The organism is Gracilimonas sediminicola (assembly GCF_024320785.1).
GTDB classification, from domain to species: domain Bacteria; phylum Bacteroidota; class Rhodothermia; order Balneolales; family Balneolaceae; genus Gracilimonas; species Gracilimonas sediminicola.
The window spans coordinates 212,666-230,833 of record NZ_JANDBC010000003.1; the positions used below are offsets into that span (position 1 = coordinate 212,666).

Below are 18,168 nucleotides of genomic sequence, written 5' to 3' on the forward strand. Positions count from 1 at the left end.
ATTTGGCTTTATTATGGAGGCGGCAACCAAAAAATCCGAAAAGCTATCAGAACTGGTTCAGCCGGTTATTGATCAATTACCCCGAACTTCCAGGGGAATAGATCGCCACGTCCAATTGGGAAATGTGGTTGATAACCTCGGGGACGATCACCGGGAGAGTCTTTCCGATATATTAGACGGCTACCTGAAAAGGATGTTGAAGAACGATGCTTCTGATATCGATTTAGGTGGGCCGGGGTGTGATGGCAGGGTTTGGTACCGCATTTATGGTGACAAAAAGCCCGCAAAAGTACCTGTAAGCTTATCTTTGGATGAAACCAATGTATTATTGCATAACGCTATTCTTCCATCCCAGAGAAAAAAGCTAATAGAAGACAAGAATCTTGACTTTTCTTACTCAATAGAGCTTGGCAACGGCAAACAGCAGCGCTTTCGTGCCGATATGTATTTTGACCTGGAGCATCTTGCGCTGAACATGCGGAAAATTGATAACACCATCAGGCCATTCAAGAACCTGAACGTGCATACAGAAGTAGCCAAAGCACTCAGTTTAAAGTACTATAAGTACGGTTTAACGCTTATTACTGGTATTACGGGTTCCGGTAAGTCATCTACACTGGATACCATTATAGACGCCAACAATCGTACGGTTGATTCTCATATTGTGATCATTGCTTCTCCTGTTGAATTGATACACACGCCTATCAAATCGGTAGTTCGACACAGAGAAGTAGGCCGGGATGTTGAATCTTTTAAGGAAGGTGCGGTGCAGGCTCTCCGTCAGGATCCGGATATTATTGTAATTGGTGAGCTTCGCGATCCCGAAACTATTATGACTGCCCTGGAAATCACTGACTCCGGTCACAAAACTTTCGGAACCCTTCACACCTCATCTGCTATGGAAAGTATTGAGCGTATTCTTGGTGAGGTACCAACAGAAGAGCAAAACCGGGTTCGGGTGAGACTTGCTGATGTTTTGACGTGTGTAGTCAGCCAGAAACTGGTTCCCAGCCTCGATGGTAAACGTGTTTTAGCTAAAGAAGTGCTTATGGTAAACGCTTCGGTAAGGGCGGCTATCCGAAATAATAACATCAGCGAAATCTACCAGATGTTAATGGAAGGCAGTGAAAAGGGGATGAATACGATGGAACAAGACCTTAAGAGATTGTACACTGATGGCATTATTTCTAAAGAGAATGCTTTAAATCACGCCAACAACAAAACTAAAATGGTTCAACTGCTAAGTGAAGTTAATTACTAAGGCTGAATATGTTATCTAATAAGACATATACCGGAATTGTTGTTGACGAAGAGTTTCTGAAGGTTGCCCGTATTAAAATTACCGGCAAACAAGTTTCTTTAGTCAGTCTGGATAAAGTACGTTTAGTTGAGAGCCTGAAGGGCAAAGCTAAAGCTGCCAAAGAAGAAGAAACCGTTGACGTTTTTGACAGCATTGATGACAGCCTGGATGATGAAGATGTAATTTTTGGTCTGGAAGAAGATGACGAAGATCAAACCGAAGAGTTGGATTTAGATGCTTTTGAGGATGACCTCGATGACCTTGATTTTGATAACCTCGATGATTTAGAAGGTTCTGATGAGATCGTTGATACCGATATGGTTGACGAAACCGAAGCGGCGGCATCCAATGAGCTGCTATTATATAACCTTTTAAGCGCTACAGACACCAAAAGGGTGGATGTGGGTTTAAGTATCCCCGCCGGACAGACTATTTTCCAAATCCTTAAGGATGTCGACTTTTCCGAGACTAAAAGGAAAGATCTTCAGATTATCGTGGATGATCGTCTCGAAGCCCTTCACGGGGTATCCAAAGCCGAAGATTATTATTCGTATTCGGTACGAGATGACGGAGCGCTACTCCTTACCTCCATTGATGATGAGCCGGATTTACTGAAATTAATGAACCGAACCCGTGATATGTATCGCGGAAAATTGTTCATTAATGAGATCTTACCGGACGAAATACTTCTATTGGGGCTTATCCGAGCTAATTATGAGCTCGAAGTAAACAGTATTACCGGTGTGGTTCAGTTCGGTGAAAAAACCAGCAGAATCCTGTTTTTAAAAGGCTCTCAGCTTTGGATTGTGTCACCGATTATTACAGAAGGGATTAAGAACCCAAAATTCCTTAACACCATCTTCAGTAAGATCCTTTTCCAGCTTGATACCGGAGAGGTCCCAAATCTGGATCGTCTTATCATCTGTAATAATTCGCTTGGAGATGATGCCATTGAGTTCTTTGAAGAGCGTTTTCAGGATGTAAACGTTTCAGAGTTTGAATTCTCTGATGATTTCTTTGACGCCGAAGATATCAATCCTTCCTCCATTCCTGCTTTTACTACCGCTATAGGCGCTGCATGGTCGGCTTCCGGCTTTCAAAAAGATAAATTTCCAAGCATCTCTTTCTTACCTAACTATGTGAGAGATCGGCAGAAGATTTTCAAGCTGCAGTGGCATGGGTTTTTACTATTGTTATTGATTTTGTTGACTCCCATTATCTCCAACCACTTCTATACTCAAAACGCGGCCGAAATAGATCGCCTGAGAAATGAAGTGAGCACATTAAATTCCCAAATACAATCGCTTGAGCCCACTGTTCAGAGGTATAACCAGATAAGTTCAGACTTAGAACAAATTCAAGCTAAGCTTGTGTTATTGAGTGAGCTGAACCAGGGAACTTTGCGCTGGAGTAAGAATCTCGATCGAATTAACAGCGGGGTAGATGATGTAAACTCTGTGTGGCTGACTGCAGCTACAACTCTTCCTAACGGTGATATCGAATTAAGCGGATATGCAGTTTACAGGGAGCGTATTGCAGAGTTGGCGGATGTATTTGAGGATGCAACCTTATTGAATGTAACCTCAGATCAAATCCGGGAACAGGATGTGTACAGCTTTACGTACGTTGTTTCTGAGTTTTTTGAGGATGAAAGCATCTACACACCACAAAGTGTGCAGGGAATTGAAGAATTAATAGAAGGGAACTAATAGTCAATTGTCATACGCGGTCCGAAATACCATCATTCTGTTAGTAACACTTACGCTGTTTGTGGGTGCTGCTTTCTCATATATCAAGTTTTTCCAGATGTCTGAATTGCAAGAGCTTCAGACTTCGGTAACGGAAAAGCAAAAGGATTTTAACAGTAAGAAGTCTACCAGTGATGCCTTTCCGGCTTTAAATCAGAGATACCAACAGGCGCTTTCTATTATTGAGAATGCAGATAAATCACTTTTTAAGTCGCCCAATCCCGATGATATTTACGATTACCTGAACTATATAAGTAACAGCAGTACGTCATCTAAAGTGTTTTTTGATTTTGTTTTCGTTGATTCCACAGCTCAGGATCAATATGGTATTGTAAATGCAGAAATAAACGGATACGGTTCTTACACTAATTTCGTGAATTTTGTGAATAAGATTGAGAACAGCCAGCTGTTGAATAAAGTCTCTGAGATTACGCTCACACCGCCCAGCTCTAATCCCGAAGAACTTAATGACATTACATTTACATTTATTTTAGAAAGCTACTACGAGCGCATACCCATCCAGGATGGTTTGACCCTGACCAGTCAGCTAACAATGGATGAACGTGTTTCAACATTTAACCCATTTTATCCACTTATACAGGAAGTGATTCCACCCAATGATGATAATCTCATTAATGTGGAGCAAAGCAGATTAATAGGCCTTACTGCATCACGAATTTTTCTCGTAGATCAGGGAGGAAACATAAATTCACTTAGAAAAGGGGATGAAGTGTACCTTGGTGAATTAGAATCTATAGACCTTAAAAATAAATCCGCTACTTTTAATCTAAACAAAGGTGGCATCACGGAATTGGTTACCTTGGAGATAGAGCGATGAAACCCATGAAAGCAACAATCTACACAAAAGGTTTTTTGTCATTAGTCCTTTTCGGCTTGGTAAGTTTACTACAACCGCAGCTTGTACATGCTCAGGTAGTCGATCCTCTAAAAGAATACACCAATCCGGAAGAGATCGTAGCTTTCGACAAAAGTACGACCTACAACGAGGCTATTGAGATAATTAATACCTTTGCCCAGGAATTTGAAAACAGGTTTATTGTTGACAATTCTGCCTACAGCGGAACCATTGGAGTTACGTTGCCAGCCATGCACTGGAAAGATGCTCTTCAATACATCATGCGGTTTAATAACCTTGAGCTGGAAGAATACGAAGACTTTTACGAAATAAATGTCCCGGCACCTCCCACTACGGGAACTACAACTCAGGCTTCAGGAGGAGGTTCTAATGCTTCTCAGGGCCAGCCTCCAACGGCTACAACCCGAACGCAGGAAGTGCGAATTAATGCTACCTTTTTTGAAGGGAATAAAAGAGCACTTCAGGAAATTGGTATTGACTGGTCTACGCTTACAAGCGATGTGCCTGCTAATTTGGGAGATTTTGTAGGTACAGACGGTAATCAAGGCATCCCGGCTACAGAATTTAATGATCAGTTTGTATCCGTTAACTCCTACAATGCGGCCAGTGTTTCTCAGAATGCCTTTAACGCCCTTGTCAATTTAGGCGAAGTCGGTCCCGGTATCAGTGTACAAGCATTATTCAGTGCTTTTGAGGCAGATAACCTCGGTAAGGTTTTAGCCACTCCATCTATTAAAGTGGTGGACGGCGAAGAGGGAAATATCCAGGTAGGGCAGGATTTCTCTATTAAACAGCGTGATATAGCCGGTAACGTTACGGATAACTTTATCAGTACAGGAACCATCCTTACCGTAACCCCCGAAATTATCAATCAGGGCGACACCTCTTTTATATATCTGTCTCTGGAAGTAGAGCGTTCTACCGTACAGCCCGATGTAGTTAGCACCATTGTAAACAAACAGGAAGCCACTACATCTGCTATCCTGCTGAATGGGGAAGCAACCTATGTTGCCGGATTGTATCGTACGGAAGAGTCTTCGGTGCGAAGAGGTGTTCCAATTCTCAAAGACTTACCGGGTTGGTTTTTTGGTCTGCGGTATTTATTTGGATATAACTCAAAAGATTATTCCGAGAATGAACTGATTATCATTGTACAGGCTGAGCTGATTAAACCGGTTTCAGAACGAATTTCAGATCGCAAGCTTACTAAACGCGAAGTGCTGAACAATACCCGTGATGGTATGCGAACCGATTTAGACCGCGTGTTTACCACCGAGACCTTTGACATGCCGGTGGATGAAGAAATAGCTGAAACTCCGCAGGAAGAACAACCGGCTATGGACGATTCAACCCTTGCGGAAACTGACATGGAAGATACCCAACCGGATACCATGACTGTTGAGGAACAACCGGTAGATGCCGAAAAAGAGGATGCACTTACGGATGAGCAACAGGAACTTGCCAAAGATTTAAGCATGCCTGTTGACAAGCCTGAATTAATGGTGGTAGTACCGAAGGCATTCAATTTGGATGAATATCTGGAGTACCAACAGAATGAGCAGGAAGTAGAAACCATGCAGGAAGAGATCTCCAATTTAAAATACTTTGTGATTGGCGGTTCATTCCTTGTTCCGGGTAATGCACAGAATTTTAAATCTACTCTTGAACAAGAAGGCTATAACACGCAAATCTTGTTTAACCCCGAAACCCGATTTAACTACGTAGCTTACGAAGGATTTGCCGATTTCAGTACGGCTGTTGAACGAACGCTTGAAATCAGGGACAGCTTTAACAGTGAAGCATGGTTGTTTACTCTGAGAAACGGAAACAACCCAAATGCTGAGCGGGTTAACGGCAGCAGCGAATAAAAATAATCAGGAGTGAGCCTTCAGGTACTGAATGGAGACCCGGTTAAAAGCTCCGGGTCGCTCCACGTTACAGACGTGCCCGCAATTTTCGATTACCTTAAGGGTAGAATTCTTGTGCTTCTCCACGATTTGTTTAACAGGAGGGAGAAACATATAATCTTCACTGCCCATCACGTATAACATTGGGGATTCAACCTCTTTTTCTTTGAAGTAACGAAGGAGCGGATTTACCTCATTGGTAAGCTTAAACCATCGCAAAAATTCCTTCTGATATAATTTCTTCGCTTCTCTGATAAACAGGTTTCTGGATTTAGCGTGATGTTTTTTCGGCATAATAATCCAGGCAAATAGTTTATATAACCACATGTAGGGGATGAACCGCTTGAACATGTGCCCGACAAAGACAAGAATCCTGGAGCGCACATTAAGCCGGGTGATGGCCCCACAAAGAATAGAAGATTTAACCCGATCAGGTGCAATCTCGGCAATAGTACGGATGATAATAGTTCCCAATGAGACCCCTATAAAGTGAGCCTTTTCAATGTTGAGGTGGTCCAGCACATCCAGAATGTCCTGACTTATAAACTCAAATGAATAGTTCTCTTCATAATACTTCTGAAGCAGATCTTTTGACTTTCCATGTCCGCGAAGATCAACCATAAGCACGTTAAAATGCTTCTTGAAATCCCTTAGCTGACTGAACCAGATAGATGAGCTTCCGCCAGCGCCGTGCACAAACACAACCCAGTCTCTCTTTTCAGATGATTTATATTCTTTGTAGTACAACATATTTAATGGTACAAATATATATCAATTAAGTAAATATCAAAGCAGCTCAAGCTGGCACGCAATTGAAAATAATCCTAATCCAGCCAGCAGCTCTTCATACGTCAGGGAAGCAGTTAAATAATATGGTATATGATTCAGCTTCCTTCTATAAACCAATTTAGATGATGTAGAGTTTAGATTTCTACCCAAACTGATATCTATATCCACTAACCAAAATCAGCATGACAAAAAGCCCTGTTTTTCTGAAAGAAATTGTTAATTTCTGCCCATGAATTTTCTACGGGCTATTATAAAATTATTCAGCTTTCTGGTTTCAACCTTGTTTTTTTATTCCCTGATTATGCTGTGTCTTTTTGCTGCGGTTGTTGGGTTGAACTATGAAAAATGCAGAGGGTATCTGCTTAGAAGCTGGGGCAAAGTTTGCTGTTGGATCATAGGGATAAGAATAGAGAGTAAAAACAAAGCTCCTGAACCGCCTTTTTTGTTGGTTTCCAACCATCTGAGTTACATTGACATTTTCGTGCTATTCTCGCAGTTAAGATGCCTTTTTGTAGCAAAGAGTGATGTTAAAACCTGGCCGCTAATCGGTTTCATTATCAGAACATGCGGTATTTTATTTATTGACAGAAACAGAAAACGGGATGTAACCAGGGTCAACAAACTCATCTCTAAAAACATAAATACCAATCAGGGCATTATTATCTTTCCGGAAGGGACCACCAGCCCGGGTTACGAAATATTACCGTTCCGATCTTCTTTGCTGGAATACCCTGCGTCCAGGCAATTTCCTGTTTCAACCGTTGCTGTTTCTTACAAAACCGAACGGGAAGAAGCCCCGGCTTACGAAACCATTTGTTGGTGGGATGATACCCCGTTCTTCGTACATTTCTTCAACCTGCTGAAACTAAAATCCTTTACAGCCGTTGTTAATTTTGGTCCTGATAAGATTACGGGCAACGATCGAAAAGTATTGGCTGAACAATTGAAAAGTGATATTGAGAAACAATTCGTACCCGTTATTTCTGAAAAGGAATTCCTTGACCAAAACAGGGAATTCAAACCCATTGCATTCTCTTAATTCCATGAGGAAACTCTGTTCGTGAAGCTTATTCATTTCTGCATATTTCTGATCTTAGTAGTGGGTACATCCATTCCGGTCTCAGGCACTCCAAAGCAAGCCAATGACTCTGTTTCCCAAAATTTGGAGGCTCCTGATACCACCGGGCAGCTTTCTGATACCTTAAAGCTAAAAAAGGACAGCCTTCAGAAGCTGGTGCCTTACCTGGATGACGTTGAGGCTGACTCGAAGAATAAGCTTTTAGTACTGTATATGTTAGCGATCATTCTGGCTACATTTATGAGTGAAGATCTTGCATGTATAGGAGCCGGACTGATGGCTGCACAGGGAATCATTGATTTCTGGCCGGCCGCCATAGCCGCAACAGCCGGAATTTTTATTGGAGATTTCACCCTGTATTTTGCCGGTCGGTTAATGGGGAATGGTATTTTCAATATCCCGCCATTTAAATGGATGGTAAAAAAAGAAAATGTGTACAGTGCCGAAGCCTGGTTTGAAAAGAAAGGCCCTGTAATTTTAGTATTGAGTCGTTTTATTCCCGGAAGCCGGTTTCCCGTGTACCTGAGTGCCGGCATCTTAAAAACGGGATTCTGGACATTCCTTCTATATTTTGGATTAACCGCACTGTTGTGGACGCCCACTTTTGTGTGGCTTTCCGTTTTTGCTGGTAACGAGTTGCTCCTCTTTTATGAAGCCTATGAAGAGTATGCCGTTTGGGCCGCGTTGGCCGTCTTTATATTTATTCTTGTTCTGCTTAAATATTTGGTTCCGGAAATGAAGAAGAAATTCGGGGTTTGACTCATTTCTCTAATAAAAAAGCTTTCAAAGCTTCGAATTTAGATGAAAATGAAGAAGATTTTTTTTGAAGTTCGTCAAAGGAAAGGACGGGAGGTAATTCTATATTGATTTCCTTTTCAACTATTTCCTTGAATTTGTAGGGGTGCGCCGTTTCCAGAAAGATACCTTTGCCGGCTTTATTTGTCAGGTATTCCTTTAATCCTAAAAACCCTACGGCTCCATGGGGATCAAGCACATAGCTTGTCTTATTAAAAACTTGATGGATAGCTTCCCGGGTTTCTCTATCTGAATAAGAATAACCTGTGATGTCACTTTTCATATTTTCATGAGAACCGGAATATAAGTTCAACATTCGCTGAAAATTACTGGGATCACCTACATCCATAGCATTCGAAATGGTTTGAACACTTGACTGGGCCTTGTATTCTGCTGTTTCCAAATACTTTGGGACTGTATCATTTGCATTTGAACAAGCCAAAAAATGCTGTATCGGCAGCCCCAACTGCCTGGCGATCAAACCGGCAGACAAATTTCCGTAGTTACCACTTGGAACTGAAACTACCAGTTGTTGTCTTTTATCTTTTGGAATCTGAGCCACTCCGTAAAAGTAGTATATACTCTGAGGCAGCAATCGGGCAATATTTATAGAATTTGCCGAAGTAAGATTCATCTCTTCAATTAATTCTTTATCGAGAAAGGCTTGTTTGACCATTCTTTGGCAATCGTCGAAGGTGCCATTTACTTCCAGTGCTGTAATGTTTTTTCCAAGAGTAGTCATTTGCTGTTCCTGGAAATAACTAATTTTCCCTGATGGAAAAAGTATGACCACATCAATGTTAGGGACGCCATAAAATCCCTGAGCAACGGCACTGCCGGTATCCCCCGAGGTCGCGACCAAAACCGTTAATTTTTGCTCCGATTTCTTACTGAAATAACTTAAACTTCTTGCAAGGAATCGAGCTCCTACATCCTTAAAAGCAAAGGTTGGGCCATGAAAAAGTTCAAGAGAATAAATATCATCAAAAACTTTAACCAAAGGAATTTCAAAGTTAAGCGTTTCTTCGATTATGGATTTGAGGATGGAATCTGGTATTTCACCATCAACAAAAGGCTGAATAACTTTGTATCCAATTTCAGGAAGGGAATAGTTATCAATATCCCTAAAAAAAGAGGAGGTGAGTTCAGGGATTTCCTGAGGCATATATAAACCATTGTCATCCGGAAGTCCTTTGAGTATCGCCTCTTTAAAAGAGGCTAAAGAAGATTTACCATTTGTACTATAGTACTTCATGTCAGCACCTCAGAACCTTTCGTGTTAATTGGTGATACATGAACATAACTTTCCAACCCTATGCTTTTAAAAAGGGTCTCAAACTTTGTAGCTACTTTTCTGGCTGTTCTTTCCCCTCGGCTTAAAGAAAATACTGAAGGACCAGATCCCGAAATGCTGCACCCGAGCGCCCCGGCATTTATAGCCTCTTCCTTGGCTTCTTTAAAAGAGGGGATTAGCATGCCACGGATCGGTTCAGCTATCACGTCGTGCAAAGACCTGCTAATGAGTTCGTAATCTGCCCTGGCCAGACCGCTTACGAGTCCGCCTATATTTCCCCACTGAGTGATGGCATCTTTCAGCTCAATTTGCTTTCTGAGCATTTTCTTGGCGTCTGCTGTTTTAATTTCGATTTGAGGGTGAACAACAGTTGCTACCAAATCCTCAGGGTATTGAAGCTCTACGACATCCAGGGGGCTATAACTTCTAATCAAAACAAACCCGCCAAGCAGTGAAGGGGCAACATTATCAGCATGGGGAATACCAGAAGCCAGTCGTTCACCTTCCATAGCAAACGGCACGAGTTCTTTTTTGGTAAATGGATTCCCCAGTAATTCATTTATTCCAAAAACAGCAGCAGCTGAACTTGAAGCGCTGGATCCGAGTCCGCTACCAGGTTTTACTTTTTTTGTAAGTTCGAACTCAAATCCGAAGCTTGGCTTTTCTTCAAGAGCATCTAACAAGGCCTGAGCTGAGACAGTAACTACATTTTCCTCAGAATTCTTTGATAAAGAATCAGAACCGTGTATTTCGGAGATATTTAGTCCGGGCTGGTCTGTTTTATTTATAATGAGTTCATCGCCAATATGCTGTAAGGCAAAACCCATCACATCGAAACCACAGGCTACATTTGCTACGGTTGCGGGTGCAAACACTTTTATAGAATCCATATCAGGCAGATGCAATTTTCATGATATCGGCAAAAATACCGGAAGCTGTAACAGCGGCACCGGCACCGGCACCTTTTACAACCAGTGGTTGGTCACTATATCGATTGGTGTGGAAAAGCACAATGTTATCTTTGCCACCCAAATTATAAAAAGGATGATCAGCTTCAAAAGCCTCGAGTCCGGTTTGTGACTTCCCGTCTACGAAGGTAGCTACATATTTAAGACGTTTATTTTGTTTATCTGCTTTTTTGTAGATCTCCTTAAATACCTCATCATGTTCATCAAGCTTAGTATAGAATTCATCTAATGAATCTGTGTTCATGCACTCTTCCGGAACAAATCCATTATTAACGATATCATCAAGCTCCAGTTTATAACCGCTGACTCGGGCCAGAATCAGAATTTTTCGCATGACATCTACACCACTTAAATCAATACGTGGGTCAGGCTCGGTAAAACCGGCTTCTTTGGCTGCCTGTACAACCTCACTGAATTTTTGCGTACCGTCATAATTATTAAATATGAAATTTAAGGTACCGGAAAGAACGGCCTGAATCTTATGAACCTCATCACCGCTTTTGATTAGGTCGTTAAGAGTTGAAATGACAGGAAGTCCGGCTCCGACATTAGTCTCGTATAAAAACTTCGATTTGTACTTAATAGCAGAGTCTGTGAGTTCTTTAAAATTATTGAAAGAGGACGAGCAGGCTATCTTATTTGGTGTAACAATAGAAATACTGCTCTCGAGGACATCTTTATATAGTTTGGCGATGTCTTCTGAAGCAGTAGAATCGATACAAACAGAGTTTCTGAGATTCAGGTCCTTCATTTTTTCCACAAATTTCTCTGTATCCATTTTCTGATGGTTGTTTTCCATCAAATCTTGCCAGTTTTCAAGGTCGATCCCTTCTTCATGAAAGTACATCTGTCGGGAATTAGCTAATCCCGCAATATATACATCAAGGTTATGCTTTTTAGCCAGGTATTCTTGTTGTGCTTTAACCTGTTCTATAAATACCTGTCCAACATTTCCTACACCAATCATAAATAGGTGAAGTTTTCGCCGGTCGGATAGGAAAAAGCTCTCATGGATACTGTTAAGAGATTTTTTGAGATCTTTTTTGTCAATAACCACCGTAATGTTGAGCTCTGTAGAACCCTGTGCAATTGCTCTGATATTCACTCCGTTATGACTGAGCGTATCAAATAGTTTCGCACTCACACCTACTTGCTTTTTCATTCGTGAACCAACAAGAGCAATAATCGACAAACCGGTTTCTACTTCGAGCGGATTGATTTTGTGAGTCTCAATTTCATAGGAGAACTCTTCCGAGATGGCTTGTCGTGCTTTATCGATATCATCCAATGCTATGCCTACCGTAATGGAGTGCTCAGAGGAAGCCTGCGTAATCATTATGACGTTTACCTCTTGCCGGCTTAGTGATCCAAACAAGCGGTAGGAAATATTTGGTACAGCAATCATACCACTTCCTGTAAGCGTGCAAAGTGCAATTTCCTGAATGCAGGAAGTTCCTTTTACAACCTGTCCATTTTCAGGGCCATCTTTAGAGATAAGTGTTCCGGGATTGTCTGATTGAAATGTATTCTTGATATGAACCGGAATATCTGCATCTAATACGGGTTGAATCGTTGGCGGGTAAATCACTTTAGCCCCGAAGTGAGATAATTCCATTGCTTCTTCATAGGAAAGGTGTTCAATGGGATGGGCGTTTGGCACCAGCCGGGGATCTGAAGTCATCATTCCGCTTACATCTGTCCAGATTTGAATTTCTTTGGCTTCAAGGGCTGCAGCTATCAATGCGGCAGTATAGTCGGAACCTCCGCGGCCTAAAGTTGTAATTAATCCATCATTTTTTGATGACGCTACAAATCCGGGACATACAGATATTTGAGCAGCTGATTCAAATTCCTTTTGAATTTTAGTATAGGTGGTTTTTGCATCTACGGTTGCTTTGCCAAACCGATTATCAGTTTTAATAAAATTCTTAGAATCGAGTAGAAGAGTGTCTAACCCGGTTGACCTGAAGTAATCAGAAATAATTGCTGCAGAAAGTACTTCTCCGTAACTCAAAATATGGTCTAATGAACGAGGGGAGAGCTCGCGAATCAAAAATACACCCCGATAAATATCTTCAAGATCGTTCAAAAGAAGTTTAGTACGCGTAAGCGTATTATTTCGCTCTTTTACAGACAGAAGTTCATTGCAAAGTTCAATATGGCGTTTTTCAATGCTTTGGAGAACTTCTTTGTACGATTCCTTCCCTTCGGAAGCCAGCAACGCACATTCCTGTAACTGATTAGTAATACCACCCAAGGCAGATACAACTACAACTACTTTTTGTGATTCAGACTGCTCACTAACGATATTACGGACTTTCTTTAGGTTTTCTGAAGTGGCTACAGAGGTTCCACCAAATTTCAATACAAACATAATCGATTTTAAATAAGATTAATGACTTAAGGCTGTTTGAGAAAGGCATAATGCCAGCTGGCGATATGTAGATAAGCACCCCCTAAGGGGTTGTAATGGTAATCGTAACTGTAGGAATAATGACAGACATAGCGGTGCTAATAGCCATTAGAAGTGCCCGATTTTGACTGCTATGTATCTGATTAAATTTCATACTGAAGTCTATTTTATTTGAACCTTAAAGTAAACCCTGTTTATAAATTTCTCTTTAAGTAAAAAAAATCAGATACAAACAAAAAATTGGTAGCGCTTTTAATCAATGAAAACTTAAATGAGTTAAAAGCATAATTCCATTGCCCGGGTATGAAACAAAAAAGCCCGACTCCTTTCAGAACCGGGCTCTTCACTTTAGTTTGCTTGAAATTAAACAGATTCAATAATTGAATTCAGGGTTTCGCTGGGCCGCATTCGATCGTACACGATTTCACGATTTGGCCAGTAATATCCTTCAATTTCTTCGGGACTTCCCTGGGCAGCGATCAATTCTTCATTGATCTTAGCTTCATTCTCTTCAAGTTTATCGGCTACAGCTTTAAAACGCTCTGCGAGCTCAGCATCTTTGCTCTGGTTAGCCAAAGCCCGGGCCCAATACATAGCCAAGTAAAAGTGGCTGCCTCGGTTATCGTGCTCATTCACCTTACGGGAAGGTGACTTGTCGTTTTGAAGGTACTGGGTATTTGCTTCGTCCAGTGTTTCGGAGAGTACCAAAGCACGGTCGTTATCGAATGTCTTGCCGAGGTGCTCGAGGGAAACGGCCAATGCCAGGAATTCCCCCAAAGAATCCCAGCGGAGGTGACCTTCATCCAGGAACTGCTGAATATGTTTAGGAGCAGAACCACCGGCACCGGTTTCAAATAAGCCACCGCCGTTCATAAGAGGAACGATGGAAAGCATCTTGGCGCTGGTTCCTACTTCCAGAATGGGGAAGAGGTCGGTGAGGTAATCTCGCAGCACATTTCCGGTTACAGAAATGGTGTCTTTACCTTCTTTAATACGCTCCAGAGTAAAACGCATGGCTTTAACCGGCGACATGATATGAATCTCTAATCCTTCGGTATCAAATTCAGGAAGATATGCATTCACTTTTTTAATAAGCTCAGCATCATGCTCGCGGTTTTCATCCAGCCAGAATACGGCGGGAGATCCGGTTTCACGCGCTCTGCGAGCAGCCAGTCCAACCCAGTCTTTGATAGGAGCATCTTTAGTCTGGCACATTCTCCAGATGTCGCCTTCTTCAACCGGATGTTCTACAACGGTTTCTCCTGCTTTATTGACTACTCGCACAGAGCCACTCCCCGGAATCTCAAAGGTTTTGTCGTGAGAGCCGTACTCCTCAGCTTTCTTAGCCATTAATCCTACATTAGGAACACTTCCCATGGTAGTTGGATCGAAAGCGCCGTGCTCTTTACAAAAATCGATTACTTCCTGGTAAATACCGGCATAACTGCTTTCCGGGATCACAGCTTTGGTATCCTGAGTTTCATCGTTTTTATTCCACATCTGTCCGGAGGTTCGGATCATAGCCGGCATGGAGGCATCAATAATTACATCGCTGGGAACATGAAGATTGGTAATTCCTTTGTGGGAATTCACCATAGCCAGATCCGGTCCATTTTCATAGCATTCTTGAATGTCTTGCCTGATCTCCGCCTGCTTGTCTTCCGGCAGTTCCTTGATCTTTGCTTCCAGGTCTCCAAAGCCATTGTTGGGATCTACCCCTAATTTTTTGAGCGTTTCACCATGTTTCTCGAATACTTCTTTGAAATACACTTTCACGGCATGACCAAAAATTATCGGGTCTGAAACCTTCATCATGGTCGCTTTCATATGCAGCGAAAAGAGCACGCCTTTTTCTTTGGCATCTTTAACTTCATTTTCAAGAAAATTAACCAAGGCTTTTTTGCTCATAGCCGCAGCATCAATTACTTCACCGGGCTGAAGGGGCGTGCTTTCTTTTAATACCTGAACATTACCATCGGTATCCACAAACTCGATTCGGACATCATCGGCATCAGGTACGGTGACCGATTTTTCAGAATGAGCAAAATCATGATCATCCATGGTAGCTACATGTGATTTGGAATCAGAACTCCATTCACCCATGGAATGCGGGTTATTTCGGGCATATTCTTTAACCGGTTTGGGGGCCCGGCGGTCGGAGTTACCTTCACGAAGAACCGGATTAACCGCGCTGCCTTTCACAACATCGTAGCGTTTTTGAATTTTCTTTTCTTCTTCGGTTTGAGGCTCTTCCGGGTAGTCGGGAAGGTCATACCCTTTGTTCTGCAATTCCTTAATGGCTGCAACCAACTGTGGAATAGAAGCACTGATATTTGGAAGCTTGATGATATTTGCTTCCGGTTTCTTGGCCAGATCGCCCAGCTCAGCAAGTGCATCTGTAACCTGCTGATCTTCTTTCAAATAATCGGGGAAGTTGGCAAGAATACGTCCGGCAAGAGAAATGTCTTTGGTCTCTACATTAACTCCGGCGGCCTTGGTGAATGATTCAATAATAGGGAGGAAAGAATGGGTAGCTAAGAAAGGTCCTTCATCCGTTATCGTATAAAAAATCTTGGCTTTATCAGTGCTCATTTTTAAGTAAATGGTTAATGTTCAATAATTAAATGTGAAGATCGAAAAAATGGTTTCCGAAGAAAAATTAAGGGGCAGGGAGTTTACAAATTTTAGAGGCAAAAGAACATTCGAAAGAATATCGAACATTCAATTTTGAACATTCAATAATGAAGTACCCGGCAAGCACTTTAGCCAGATTCATTATTCCTGATGGAATGTTCGATATTCACCTGTCAAATTCTGTATATTAGATAAGATTTGGTAACCTCCAGCGTTAGCCATCCAAAGCCAATAAAATTGAGGTGTTGTTATGATCAGACCGATGTTCGGCTTCCGGCCTAAACCCAAAAAATTTGATTACCCGTTTCGCTATTACGATCCCGAAAAGGATGAAAAAGAAAAGCGCCGAAAGCGGATCAAATTTGAGACCCATACAAGACGAAGACCGGCACAATTTACCCGCGTCGTTTTTTACGCGGCATGCCTTGCCCTTATTGTTTATTTAATTTCACTTTAAAATACGTACAGACAACCATTGAGCGATACCCGGATTAGCGATTCCATTATACATCAGCTTCCCCCAGAAATAAGTAATAAAATTGCGGCCGGAGAGGTAATTCAACGCCCGGCTTCTGTAGTTAAAGAACTTCTCGACAACGCCATTGATGCCGGCGGTGATCAGGTTAAAATTCTTATCCAAAATGCCGGACGGACCCTGATCCAGGTTTCTGATAACGGGTGCGGAATGAGTAAAGAGGATCTCCCGCTTTGTTTTGAACGTCACGCTACTTCAAAGATCAATTCGGTTGATGATCTTTTTAAAATCCGCACATTGGGTTTTCGGGGTGAAGCGATGGCTTCTATCGCATCGGTATCCCAGGTAACCGTTAAGACCAAGCGAGCCGGTGATGAAAACGGCTGGGAGATTGAAGTTTGGGGCGGAGAGGAAAGAGAAATCAAACCCACCGCCATTGATAACGGAACTACCATTGCCGTTCGCAATCTCTTTTTTAATGTACCGGCCCGACGACAGTTTTTGAAAACAGACGTCACAGAGCTTCGGCATATCCTGAGGACCATTCAGTATGCTGCCCTGGCTAACACCGATGTAGCTTTTTATGTGGAAGCCGATGGCGATATCATTTATGATTTACCGGTTCAGGACTTGAAAGACCGGGTTACCCAGATTTTTGGCAGTTCCTACAAAGCCAGCCTGATTGAGTTCGGGGAAGAAACCAGCTACGTGAAGATTCACGGGTTTGCATCCGATCCCAAGCTGGCCAAAAAAAGCCGGGGAGAGCAGTTCTTATTTGTGAACGGCCGACCTTTTCAGCACCGGTACCTTACCCATGTGATATTGAGTTTGTATGACGCATGGACCCGAAATAATGAATACCCGTTTTATGCTCTTTTCTTTGATATTGATCCTTCCAAAGTAGATGTGAACGTGCATCCTTCAAAAATGGAGGTGAAGTTTGAAGATGAGCGTAGTGTGATTCAGCTTGCACGGTCGGTTGTGAACCGGGCCTTGAATAAACATTTCCAGGTGCCCAATATTCAGCAGGATCAGGATGCTTTTTTGAGTGATGATCCTTCGAAAGGATTTGATTCAGGTTTCAGTTTTAACAAGCCTCAGTCCTCCGGGCAAAGCGGAGGCGGATTTCAAATTCCATCCCGAATCAATAATCGCTCTTCCAATATTGGAGGGAGAGGGGATGAATTTGGAAAGAAATTGTATGGAGGCGGTTCACCACAACGACCCAACTACTCCGAAGCTGAAAACTTTGAACCTGCCGAAGAAGAGCAAAAGAAGGTAACGCAGGAGAAAGGGTTCTGGCAGTTGCATAACACATACATCCTCACTCAAACCCGAACCGGGCTTACGGTTATTGATCAGCATTTGGCCCATAAACGTATCATTTTTGAAAAGGCGATCAATGCCACCGAAGAAGCACTTCCAAGTACGCAGCAGCTGTTATTTGCACAGACTTTGGAGCTTTCTGCATCCGACTATACGTTACTGAAAGAGCTTCATTCCATTATTCAGCGGATGGGTTTTTCCGTACAGCTGCTCAGTGGAAATACAGCGATGATCAACGGCGTTCCTGCCGATATTGAAATCGGGAATGAGGAAGAGGTGCTTATTTCGATGCTGCACCAATACCAGGAGCTGGGCCAAAAGGTGAAGCTGGAAGCCCGGGAGAAGCTGGCCATCGCTTTTGCGGCTAAAGCAGCCATTCCCCGTGGTAAAAAACTCACCGAACAGGAGATGGAAGGACTTGTGGATCAACTTTTTGCCTGCGAGCAACCGTATCTGGATCCATTGAAGAAACCCACGATCAGCTACATCCCCCTGGATGAGCTACAGTCGAGGTTTAGGTAGTATTTGTCTTTCAGGCTCCGCTCCGCAGCCAACTAGTTCCGC

At 42.4% G+C, this 18,168-nt stretch carries 12 protein-coding genes; 7 read left to right on the top strand and 5 right to left on the bottom strand.

Going from position 1 to position 18,168, the window contains the following annotated elements; all coding sequences use genetic code 11:
• Nucleotides 1–13 precede the first annotated feature (13 nt).
• Genes NM125_RS13925 through NM125_RS13940 form a run of 4 tightly spaced genes read left to right on the top strand, consistent with a single transcriptional unit; the run spans nucleotide 14 to nucleotide 5,793 of the window.
• Nucleotides 14–1,261: a type IV pilus twitching motility protein PilT gene (locus tag NM125_RS13925; protein ID WP_255135575.1), complete on the top strand. Its 1,248-nt coding sequence runs from the start codon at nucleotides 14–16 to the stop codon at nucleotides 1,259–1,261.
• 8 nt (nucleotides 1,262–1,269) lie between these two features.
• Nucleotides 1,270–3,009, top strand: a complete 1,740-nt coding sequence (locus NM125_RS13930) for a PilN domain-containing protein (RefSeq protein ID WP_255135576.1) — start codon at nucleotides 1,270–1,272, stop codon at nucleotides 3,007–3,009.
• Nucleotides 3,010–3,016: 7 nt separating this feature from the next.
• Nucleotides 3,017–3,886: a type 4a pilus biogenesis protein PilO gene (locus NM125_RS13935; RefSeq protein WP_255135578.1), complete on the top strand. Its 870-nt coding sequence runs from the start codon at nucleotides 3,017–3,019 to the stop codon at nucleotides 3,884–3,886.
• A gap of 35 nt (nucleotides 3,887–3,921) precedes the next feature.
• Nucleotides 3,922–5,793 (top strand): type II secretion system protein GspD, encoded by a 1,872-nt coding sequence (locus NM125_RS13940; RefSeq protein ID WP_255135579.1) that lies wholly within the window; start codon nucleotides 3,922–3,924, stop codon nucleotides 5,791–5,793.
• 6 nt (nucleotides 5,794–5,799) lie between these two features.
• On the opposite strand, the gene NM125_RS13945 is transcribed toward NM125_RS13940, so the two are convergent.
• Nucleotides 5,800–6,582: an alpha/beta fold hydrolase gene (locus tag NM125_RS13945; RefSeq protein ID WP_255135580.1), complete on the bottom strand. Its 783-nt coding sequence runs from the start codon at nucleotides 6,580–6,582 to the stop codon at nucleotides 5,800–5,802.
• Nucleotides 6,583–6,850: 268 nt separating this feature from the next.
• On the opposite strand from NM125_RS13945, the gene NM125_RS13950 reads away from it, so the two are divergent.
• The gene (locus NM125_RS13950) at nucleotides 6,851–7,660 is read left to right on the top strand and encodes a lysophospholipid acyltransferase family protein (protein ID WP_255135581.1); all 810 of its coding nucleotides are present in this window, start codon (nucleotides 6,851–6,853) and stop codon (nucleotides 7,658–7,660) included.
• 21 nt (nucleotides 7,661–7,681) lie between these two features.
• Nucleotides 7,682–8,458, top strand: coding sequence for a DedA family protein (locus tag NM125_RS16010; protein ID WP_255135582.1), 777 nt, complete (start codon nucleotides 7,682–7,684; stop codon nucleotides 8,456–8,458).
• A 1-nt stretch (nucleotide 8,459) separates the two neighbouring features.
• On the opposite strand, the gene thrC is transcribed toward NM125_RS16010, so the two are convergent.
• The 4 genes from thrC to NM125_RS13975 form a co-directional block, all read right to left on the bottom strand.
• Nucleotides 8,460–9,749 carry a threonine synthase gene (gene thrC / locus NM125_RS13960; RefSeq protein WP_255135583.1) on the bottom strand — a complete coding sequence of 430 codons (1,290 nt, stop codon included), beginning with the start codon at nucleotides 9,747–9,749 and terminating at the stop codon, nucleotides 8,460–8,462.
• Entirely contained in the window at nucleotides 9,746–10,678 is a 933-nt protein-coding gene (locus tag NM125_RS13965; RefSeq protein ID WP_255135584.1) for a homoserine kinase, read from the bottom strand. The genes thrC and NM125_RS13965 overlap by 4 nt, the downstream gene beginning before the upstream one ends.
• Nucleotide 10,679: 1 nt before the next feature.
• Nucleotides 10,680–13,130, bottom strand: coding sequence for a bifunctional aspartate kinase/homoserine dehydrogenase I (gene thrA / locus NM125_RS13970; protein ID WP_255135585.1), 2,451 nt, complete (start codon nucleotides 13,128–13,130; stop codon nucleotides 10,680–10,682).
• Between the two features lie 402 nt (nucleotides 13,131–13,532).
• Nucleotides 13,533–15,761: an NADP-dependent isocitrate dehydrogenase gene (locus NM125_RS13975; RefSeq protein ID WP_255135586.1), complete on the bottom strand. Its 2,229-nt coding sequence runs from the start codon at nucleotides 15,759–15,761 to the stop codon at nucleotides 13,533–13,535.
• Nucleotides 15,762–16,278: 517 nt separating this feature from the next.
• Here NM125_RS13975 and mutL point away from each other — a divergent pair.
• Nucleotides 16,279–18,126, top strand: a complete 1,848-nt coding sequence (gene mutL / locus NM125_RS13980) for a DNA mismatch repair endonuclease MutL (protein WP_255135587.1) — start codon at nucleotides 16,279–16,281, stop codon at nucleotides 18,124–18,126.
• The last annotated feature ends 42 nt before the right edge of the window (nucleotides 18,127–18,168 follow it).